Source organism: Pseudanabaena sp. SR411, from assembly GCF_002251945.1.
In the GTDB taxonomy this organism is placed as follows: Bacteria; Cyanobacteriota; Cyanobacteriia; order Pseudanabaenales; family Pseudanabaenaceae; genus Pseudanabaena.
In genome coordinates, this window is the sequence record NZ_NDHW01000108.1 from 41,427 (window position 1) to 49,819 (window position 8,393).

At 43.4% G+C, this 8,393-nt stretch carries 9 protein-coding genes and 1 rRNA gene; 6 read left to right on the plus strand and 4 right to left on the minus strand.

Annotation, left to right across the window (positions count from 1 at the left end; translation table 11 throughout):
* Nucleotides 1-35: 35 nt before the first annotated feature.
* The gene (gene psbN / locus B9G53_RS11040) at nt 36-167 is read right to left on the minus strand and encodes a photosystem II reaction center protein PsbN (RefSeq protein WP_094532123.1); all 132 of its coding nucleotides are present in this window, start codon (nt 165-167) and stop codon (nt 36-38) included.
* Between the two features lie 77 nt (nt 168-244).
* Between psbN and psbH the strand changes: the two genes are divergently transcribed.
* From psbH to B9G53_RS11060, 4 genes are all read left to right on the plus strand, one after another.
* Nucleotides 245-439 carry a photosystem II reaction center phosphoprotein PsbH gene (gene psbH / locus B9G53_RS11045; RefSeq protein WP_094532125.1) on the plus strand — a complete coding sequence of 65 codons (195 nt, stop codon included), beginning with the start codon at nt 245-247 and terminating at the stop codon, nt 437-439.
* A 94-nt stretch (nt 440-533) separates the two neighbouring features.
* Entirely contained in the window at nt 534-827 is a 294-nt protein-coding gene (locus B9G53_RS11050; RefSeq protein WP_094532127.1) for a TatA/E family twin arginine-targeting protein translocase, read from the plus strand.
* Nucleotides 820-1,464 carry an aminoacyl-tRNA hydrolase gene (gene pth, locus B9G53_RS11055; protein ID WP_094532129.1) on the plus strand — a complete coding sequence of 215 codons (645 nt, stop codon included), beginning with the start codon at nt 820-822 and terminating at the stop codon, nt 1,462-1,464. Before B9G53_RS11050 ends, pth begins: the two co-directional genes overlap by 8 nt.
* Nucleotides 1,465-1,655: 191 nt before the next feature.
* Entirely contained in the window at nt 1,656-2,798 is a 1,143-nt protein-coding gene (locus B9G53_RS11060) for a sugar phosphate nucleotidyltransferase (RefSeq protein ID WP_094532131.1), read from the plus strand.
* Nucleotides 2,799-2,841: 43 nt separating this feature from the next.
* Here the strand turns inward: B9G53_RS11060 and B9G53_RS11065 are convergent, their stop codons facing one another.
* The 3 genes from B9G53_RS11065 to murI are packed head-to-tail and all read right to left on the minus strand — an operon-like array spanning nt 2,842 to nt 6,747.
* Nucleotides 2,842-4,407 carry an N-acetylmuramoyl-L-alanine amidase gene (locus B9G53_RS11065; protein ID WP_094532133.1) on the minus strand — a complete coding sequence of 522 codons (1,566 nt, stop codon included), beginning with the start codon at nt 4,405-4,407 and terminating at the stop codon, nt 2,842-2,844.
* Nucleotides 4,408-4,412: 5 nt separating this feature from the next.
* Nucleotides 4,413-5,876 carry an N-acetylmuramoyl-L-alanine amidase gene (locus B9G53_RS11070; RefSeq protein WP_141211763.1) on the minus strand — a complete coding sequence of 488 codons (1,464 nt, stop codon included), beginning with the start codon at nt 5,874-5,876 and terminating at the stop codon, nt 4,413-4,415.
* Between the two features lie 40 nt (nt 5,877-5,916).
* A complete protein-coding gene (murI, locus tag B9G53_RS11075; protein WP_094532137.1) occupies nt 5,917-6,747 on the minus strand; it encodes a glutamate racemase in 831 nt (276 codons plus the stop codon).
* Nucleotides 6,748-7,148: 401 nt separating this feature from the next.
* Between murI and B9G53_RS11080 the strand changes: the two genes are divergently transcribed.
* Both B9G53_RS11080 and B9G53_RS11085 read left to right on the plus strand, forming a co-directional pair.
* Nucleotides 7,149-7,667, plus strand: coding sequence for an inorganic diphosphatase (locus B9G53_RS11080; protein ID WP_009627583.1), 519 nt, complete (start codon nt 7,149-7,151; stop codon nt 7,665-7,667).
* Between the two features lie 366 nt (nt 7,668-8,033).
* A 16S ribosomal RNA gene (locus B9G53_RS11085) occupies nt 8,034-8,393 on the plus strand; the annotation flags it as partial.

Consider the following 8,393-nt stretch of genomic DNA (forward strand, 5'->3'; position numbering starts at 1 on the left):
TTTGCCTAAACCGCGCAAAGCACGGTTTAGTTAAATTAATCTTCGTGTTCTTCAAACTGATCGACTAATTCTTTATTAGGTGGTCCAAACGCCACATATATCGCATAAGCCGTTAAAACGATCACACATACGGCGATAGTCACCGCGATCGAAGTTGCGTTTTCCATGAATTGAACCAATGATTTGAGTTATTCTTAATTACAATTATACTATTTTGTAACAATCCTTTTAAGAAGACAAAGTTATGTCACAACGTACCCGCCTTGGCGATATCCTCAGACCCCTAAATGCAGAATACGGTAAGGTCTCTCGTGGATGGGGAACTACCCCTCTCATGGCTGTATTCATGGCGTTATTTCTTGTATTTCTGGTAATTATCCTCCAGTTGTACAACTCCTCCTTGCTACTTGATGGTGTTAACCTCAACTGGGGCGGCTAAATTTTAGCTATCCTAAGCAAATATTAAAGGCACGCTCTGCGTGCCTTTAATGTATCAATAGTTTTCGTTGTATATAAATTTAAGGTCACTCTCCATGAATATTTTCGGTATTGGCTTGCCTGAAATGATTCTGATCATGCTTGTAGCTCTATTGATTTTTGGCCCCAAAAAACTGCCAGAAATCGGTCGTAGCATGGGCAAAGCGATTAAAGGTTTTCAAGATGCCTCCCGTGAATTTGAATCAGAGTTTAAGCGCGAAGCTGATCGCGAAACTGCTCGTCTAGAAGAAATAACCCCTACGGCGGCTCCAGAGCCAGTCCAATCTACCACTGAACCCATAGTTGTCCCATCAGAAGTTAAGGAAGTTGTAACCACTGCGGATGTCTGAGACTCAATCTATTTCTCTAATCGTGGGACTTGGCAATCCTGGTGCAGAATATGAACGCACCCGCCACAATATTGGTTTTATGGCGATCGATCGCTTAGCCACATCTTGGAGTATCTCCCTCGGCAAAGAAAAGCGATTTTACGGCATTTTTGGTGAAGGTAGATTGTCGAGTCGATTAGCCAGTAGCGGTAAAATCCGTTTGCTCAAGCCCACTACCTATATGAATGTGTCAGGTCAATCGGTGCGAGCTTGTGCCGATTGGTTTAAAGGAAATCCTGCAAATATTTTGGTCATCTATGACGATATGGATCTACCCCTTGGTAAATTGCGATTGCGTCCTTCAGGCTCAGCAGGTGGACACAATGGGATGAAGTCGATAATTTCGCATCTTGGCACGCAGAATTTTCCTCGGCTTCGTCTTGGGATTGGGCGTGGTGGTAAATTACATGGTGACGAGGCGATCGCCTCCAAAGCTAATCAAAACGTCACGAACCATGTTTTAGGAGGATTTTCGTCCACAGAAACTAAAATCTTGTCCGAAATTCTTGATCTGGCTGAGTCTACAGTGACCAGCATTTTATTGGATGGGCTAGAAAAAGCGATGAGTCTATACAACAGTCGTAGTATCGATGTTTAGAAAGTCGGATCGTCAAGACAAAGCAGGGTCTATATACGCTAGAGGCTTGCTCGCTTGTTTTCCCTAAATTTTTTAGGACTGCTTACAGGGTATGATAAGACGGATTTTTAGGGAGCTTGAACATAGCATAGTAACCAAATTACTGAGATATGCAAGGGCCATTTAATCGTAGTCAGAGGAGAACGTAATTTATGAAAGCCATGATCTTGGCTGCGGGTAAAGGTACTAGAATCCGCCCGATCACGAATATCATGCCTAAGCCCATGATCCCGATCATGCAAAAGCCTGTAATGGAGTTCTTAGTTGAGTTACTAAGACAGCACGGCTTTGATCGGATCATGGTTAACGTTAGCCACTTGTCAGAAGAGATCGAAAACTATTTTCGAGACGGGCAAAAATTTGGCGTGCAGATGGCCTATTCCTTTGAAGGAACTATTATTGATGGCAAACTCCAAGGTAGTGCGCTTGGTTCGGCTGGTGGGCTCAAAAAAATCCAAGATTTCTCTCCATTTTTTGACGATACCTTTGTGGTTCTTTGTGGTGATGCTCTGATCGATCTCGATCTCACCTATGCCGTTAACTGGCATCGTCAAAAAAAGTCTCTAGCTACGATTATTACTAAGACTGTTCCTAGAGATCAGGTGTCGAGCTATGGAGTTGTAGTTACAGACTCCGATGGTCGAATTAAGCAGTTTCAGGAAAAACCAAGTATTGAGTCTGCGCTTAGCAACACGATCAATACAGGTATCTATATCTTCGAGCCAGAAATTCTCGATTATGTGCCTTCAGGTGTGGAATTTGACCTTGGCAGTGATTTGTTTCCTAAGTTGGTATCAGCTAATCTTCCTTTCCATGCCATTTCCATGGACTTTCAATGGGTAGATATTGGTAAAGTTCCTGATTATTGGCAAGCAATCCAAGATGTCCTTTCAGACAAAATTAAAAACGTGAATATTCCTGGACATGAAGTTAGACCAGGCGTTTATACAGGTTTAAATGTTTCGGTGAATTGGGATAAGGTGGATATCCGTGGACCTGTCTATATTGGTGGCATGACTCAAATAGAGGATGGTGCGACTATCATTGGTCCAACAATGATTGGCCCTAACTGTCATGTTTGCAGTGGTGCTGTGGTTGAGCGCAGTGTGATTTTTGAGTATTCGCGCTTATCAGATGTGCGGTTAGTTGATAAGTTGGTGTTTGGGCGTTATTGTGTTGACAAAACGGGCGCAACTATTGACTTGCAAGCAGCAGCCTTAGATTGGTTAATTACCGATGCTAGACATCAACAGCAATCTCAATCTCCTTTAGAATTTTCTAGAGTTGCTTCTTAAAAGAAGGGTGGCGCATTGCGCCACCCTTCTTTTTATCTGACTTTTATCTGCCACGAACACGCATGAACTGATCAATACCTCTTGCGATCGCATCAGCCATCTGTTTTTGATAGTTAGGATTGCTGAGGTTTCTCGCCTCAGTTGGATTAGTCACAAAGCCAGTCTCGACTAAAATTGCAGGCATCGAAGTTTTAGCAATTACATAAAAACCTGCACCTCTAACGGATCGATCTCTTGCACCTGTAGCCGAGATGATCTGTGAATGCACATAGCTAGCTAGTTCTTTGCCAACTGTTGAGTTGCGTGAATGGTAGGTTTCGATCCCACTGATGCCGCTATTACCTGGAGCAAGCGCATTGGCATGAACACTTACAAACACATCAGCTCTAATGCGTTCTGCAAGGGCAACTCGTGGCTCTAAATCAATTTCTACATCATTAGTACGAGTGTAATAAACTGTATAGCCCATTGCCTGTAAAGCTTGTCCTAAATTTAGGCTGATCGGCAAGACTACATTTTTTTCATATATGCCATTAGCTACTGCCCCTGGATCTCGACCTCCGTGTCCTGCATCAACTACGATTACTCCTCGGCGACGATCGCCTGTATTTGGGACAGTTTGGTTAACAGGATTATTATTAGGTAAGGGTGTTTGGTTATTCGGAACAACGCTATTTAATGAAACTTGTAATTGAATTTGTTGATTATTGAGACGTTGAGTTTCGCGCACTTGCCAACCAGCGATCGTTTTGATCCCAATTTCCACAGAGTTTCCTACTTGTGTCAACCGAATTCTTTCGATGGGACTGTTGGCTGCAAGACTGGGGCGCTGCAAATTGGGCGAGATTCTAGCATTGGCAACCGTTAAGTTATAAGTGCCTGATGTGGGATCAACATTAGCTCGATAGCTCACTGGTTGGTTGGCTGAGACTATTAGTTGCCCAGTACTGCTAAAACTCAATCTTTCGATCGCTGCAGGTGCAGAAGATATGGGACTGCTGGGGGTATTGATTGGTCTAGGGAGACTCAAATTGGGATTGACGGAGGGATTAATGGGTATCGCTTGAGCCGTTTGATTTGATGGAGTGAGTAGTAGTGTGCTAGTGGCGGCGATATACTGACCTTGCCATGCAACTTTGCTATTAGGATCACTGCTATCGAGATCAAAAACTAGTCTGGCGATCGCAGGATTATTCTGAAACTGGGCAACTCTGACTTGTTTAATGCCGAGTCGGTTCATAGGCAGAGTTGATTGATGTAACTGTTGCGCCAAATTCGTATTTTGGAGATCGACAATTAAGCGATCAGGATTATCCTCCCTTTGGATGCGAATTTGAGGATTAGCATTAACTGTTAGCATTAAGCCATTGTTAGTTGCTCGAATGCTATTTAGTTGAACTTTACTAGATAAGTTAGATATATTGTTGATCGACTGTGCTTGTAACGCCCCTACGACAGGGCTGATATAGCCAGTAGCTACAGTCATCAAAATTCCAACTGCTAGTTGTCGATATCGCAAAGTAGTTCTCCCGTGGGCATAAAGATCTAAAAGTTGAGAAGATCGAACAGCTAGATTCTTGATAGATTTTTGATCTAGGGCGTTCCCCATATTATCTATCTTCGGTAAGATTTCAAGAATTGATCGATTCCTTGAGCGATCGCTGCGGCCATTCGCCCTTGATAGTTACTGTCGACTAACCTTGATGCTTCTGATGGATTAGTAATAAATCCAGTTTCCACCAAAATTGCAGGCATTGAAGTTTTCGTAACTACATAAAATCTAGCTGACCTCACACCACGGTCATTTGCACCTGTACTAGCAATAATCTGCTGATGTACCAATTCTGCAAGATTCTTACCTAAGGACGCATTAGGCGCATGATAAGTTTCAACTCCATTTACTTGTGATGAACTTGCATCAAGGGAATTAACATGAACACTGACAAATGCACTCGCTCTAGCATTCTCCGCCATCTGCACTCTTGGTTCTAGATCGAGATCAATATCCTCAGTGCGTGTATACATCACAGAATATCCCATTTGCTGCAATATCCTGCCGAGCTGTTTACTCATTGCTAGCACAATATCTTTTTCGTAAATTCCATTTCTAGTAGCGCCTACATCTGGACCACCATGCCCTGGATCAATTACAACTAGTTGACGACCAGACGTTACATTCCCATAGTTGGGTTGAACTTGCGATCGCGTATTTGGGGGAATACTTGCTGTAACTTGTCCAACACTTGTCAACTGTAAAGCGATCGCTTGGGGATTAGTTCGACCAGCATCACTAATTTGCCAACCTGAGACCATTTTTACGCTAACGACTACCGCATCACCCGCCTGCGTGAGGCGAATTTGCTCAATGGGGCTATTTGCTCCTAAGACTGGGCGGCGTAACTGCGATGAAATACGAGTCGCAGGAATAGTCAAACTATAAGTATTATTTGCTAAATCTAGGCTGCTCCGATAAGCGATCGCTCGACTAGCCTGAATTACCAGTTGACCGTAACCATTAAACGATAAACCGTCAATAGTCGTCGGTAAGCTATTATTAGCTACAGGCAAGGCTTTAAGGGGCAAACTATTGGTTGTATTTACAGCTACTGCCAGATCTATGGGGCGAAGTACTAATAAACCTCGTGCTTGATCAAAAGAACTTTGCCAATTGATAGGACTAGTAGTATCTAGGTCAAAAACTAATCGAGCGATCGCAGGGGACTTTTGAAACTGGGCTACTCTAACTTGCCGTACCCCGTAGCGATTTATAGACACTACGGAGTTATGGATATAAGGCGAAACTTCAGTTGCTTGTAAATCTAAAATAATGCGATCGGGGTTAGCTACTCTCGATGTCCGCATCTGAGGAATGCCATTAATTTGTAAGGCAAATCCATCAGCATTAACTTGGACATTGCGTAACTGTAGCTGCTGGCTTGATGATGGTAGTTGTGCTTGGAGGTTATTATCCTGCACTGGCGACCCAAGTGGCACTTCAGCATTAATTGCTTGTGTACCTAAACATGCCCCAGCCATTAACAGTATTAGCCATAGCGATTGTCTGTAATATGGGTTCAAAAAATTACTCCCACTTGACTAGAGCTTACCAATCAAAACTTTAAGACAGCAATTCTACAGGAGATAGGTAAACTTTTTCCACCAACGGAGTCTTTCCTAACCAGCGTCGTGATACTTGAGCAAAACGATCTGGATCGCCGCTTACAAAAAACCGTGTTTCAGCGCGATCGCTACGATTATCTAAGCATCTTAGCCCCATCAAATCTAACTCTTGGCTCGCAGCCCTCACCACATAAGAAGCAGGATTCACTAGCGCTACATGAGACGGCAAAATTTGGCGTAAAACCCCCGACAAATGTGGGTAATGTGTACAACCCAAAACTAAGGTGTCAATGTTTGCCTCAATCAGTGGTTGTAAATATTCCTTGGCTACTTGCATTGTGTATGGATCGTTGATCCGATCCGATTCAATCAAAGGTACAAATTCAGGACAATCTACCTGAAACACCTGTGCTTGGGGATCGCTTTCACAAATAGCCCTTACATAAGCTTCACTTTTGACAGTCGCGGTCGTGGCAATTACCCCAATCCGCTTGCCTTTACCCACCGCTGCTCTCGCCCCTGGCAAAATCAACCCCAAAATCGGCAAATCAAAATCCTTTCGCACTATATCTAATGCTAAAGCCGAACTGGTATTACAAGCCATGATTGCCATTTTGACCTGCTCAGACTGCATCCAGTGCAAAATCTCATACACATACTCAATGATCTCAGCAGGCGATCGCTTCCCGTAGGGCAATCTTGCTGTATCACCGAAATAAACCACAGACTCATTAGGCAATTGGCGATGAACTTCTTGTAAAACCGTAAGTCCCCCAACCCCACTATCAAAAACACCAATAGGGAACCGAGCTTCTTGCTGCAAAAACATGCACATCCTCACACTTCACATGCATCACAGTAAAGCATACTTTTCTTAACGTGAATATCAGCGTAACTAATTAACCTCAAATACAATTTCCGCAGACACTCATGCCAAAGCAAAAAACGGCGTAGTCGTTTTTTGCTTTAAAAAAACTTACTGGGGTTACTTTTCAATTCACTTAATTCACACAAGAGCCGTCAAGCTTTTATGAATTGGTACTATCAACATAAAAACCAGAAAGATATAGCAACGCCTAGCGTTGCTATATCTTTCTGGTTTTTATGTCTTAACGGTACTTGCGATCGCTATACTTTTTCTAGACAGCCTGCGATCTCCTAAGCGACTAGCATCTGTCATATGTAGAAAAATAAAAACTCAAAAACTAAAACTAAATCAAGGAGTACTCAATGGACTTATCGCGCATTCCCCCCCAACCCAAAGCAGGTATCCTCAACGTCCTGATCGAAATTCCCGCAGGCAGCAAAAATAAATACGAATTCGACAAAGACCTCAATGCCTTCGCTCTTGATCGCGTCCTTTATTCCTCGGTCCAATATCCCTATGACTATGGTTTTGTCCCCAACACCCTTGCTGATGATGGCGACCCCCTTGATGGCATGGTGATCATGGATCAACCCACATTCCCTGGTTGCGTTATTCCCGCACGTCCCATCGGTATGCTGATCATGATTGATGGCGGCGATCGCGACGAAAAGATCCTTTGTGTTCCTGCCAAAGATCCCCGCTACGCTGATGTCAAAACCTTAGCCGACATTGCCCCTCATCGCCTTGAAGAAATTGCTGAATTTTTCCGTTCCTATAAAAACCTAGAAAAGAAAGTCACGGAAATCAGAGGATGGGAAGGTGTAGAAGCAGTTCAAGCTCTTGTAACTAAATCAATTGAAGCAGCATTGCCTAAATCCTAATTTTTTTTGGAGCCTAGAATCCTTCTACCATAAGGAATAGACGAGCCAAAGCAAACTATTCTCAAAACTTTCTTTAAGAAAACGCTTGACAAAGCATTGTAACCTTGCTAACTTAATAAAGCGCTGAAGGGAGAGGCGAGCGAAAGCGAAGCGAACCCGACACAAGAAAAGCGCTAAGAACCTAGACAACCAAATAGTTTGAAAGCTTTAAGAAACCAATAAACCTCGTCAAGAAATAAAAAAGACTAGATTATTGAAAGATAACTAGCTATCCGACAGGATAAGCGAAAAGCTTAAAAAAGTCAAACCCATCCGAAAGGAAAAAAGCTTTAGAAAAGTAGGAAGCAATTCTGAAAGTATAAAGACACCATGGAGAGTTTGATCCTGGCTCAGGATGAACGCTGGCGGTATGCTTAACACATGCAAGTCGAACGAAGTCTTCGGACTTAGTGGCGGACGGGTGAGTAACGCGTAAGAATCTACCTATAGGTTCGGGACAACAGTTAGAAATGACTGCTAATACCGGATATGCCTTCGGGTGAAAGTTTTAATGCCTGTAGATGAGCTTGCGTTCGATTAGCTAGATGGTGGGGTAATGGCCTACCATGGCGACGATCGATAACTGGTCTGAGAGGATGACCAGTCACACTGGGACTGAGACACGGCCCAGACTCCTACGGGAGGCAGCAGTGGGGAATTTTCCGCAATGGGCGAAAGCCTGACGGA

Bases quoted from the DNA above. Each gene is read 5' to 3' on its own strand.
- B9G53_RS11065 (WP_094532133.1), bottom strand. From the start codon at position 4,407: ATGGGGAACGCCCTAGATCAAAAATCTATCAAGAATCTAGCTGTTCGA.
- psbN (WP_094532123.1), bottom strand. From the start codon at position 167: ATGGAAAACGCAACTTCGATCGCGGTGACTATCGCCGTATGTGTGATC.
- B9G53_RS11060 (WP_094532131.1), top strand. From the start codon at position 1,656: ATGAAAGCCATGATCTTGGCTGCGGGTAAAGGTACTAGAATCCGCCCG.
- B9G53_RS11080 (WP_009627583.1), top strand. From the start codon at position 7,149: ATGGACTTATCGCGCATTCCCCCCCAACCCAAAGCAGGTATCCTCAAC.
- murI (WP_094532137.1), bottom strand. From the start codon at position 6,747: ATGTTTTTGCAGCAAGAAGCTCGGTTCCCTATTGGTGTTTTTGATAGT.
- B9G53_RS11050 (WP_094532127.1), top strand. From the start codon at position 534: ATGAATATTTTCGGTATTGGCTTGCCTGAAATGATTCTGATCATGCTT.
- pth (WP_094532129.1), top strand. From the start codon at position 820: ATGTCTGAGACTCAATCTATTTCTCTAATCGTGGGACTTGGCAATCCT.
- psbH (WP_094532125.1), top strand. From the start codon at position 245: ATGTCACAACGTACCCGCCTTGGCGATATCCTCAGACCCCTAAATGCA.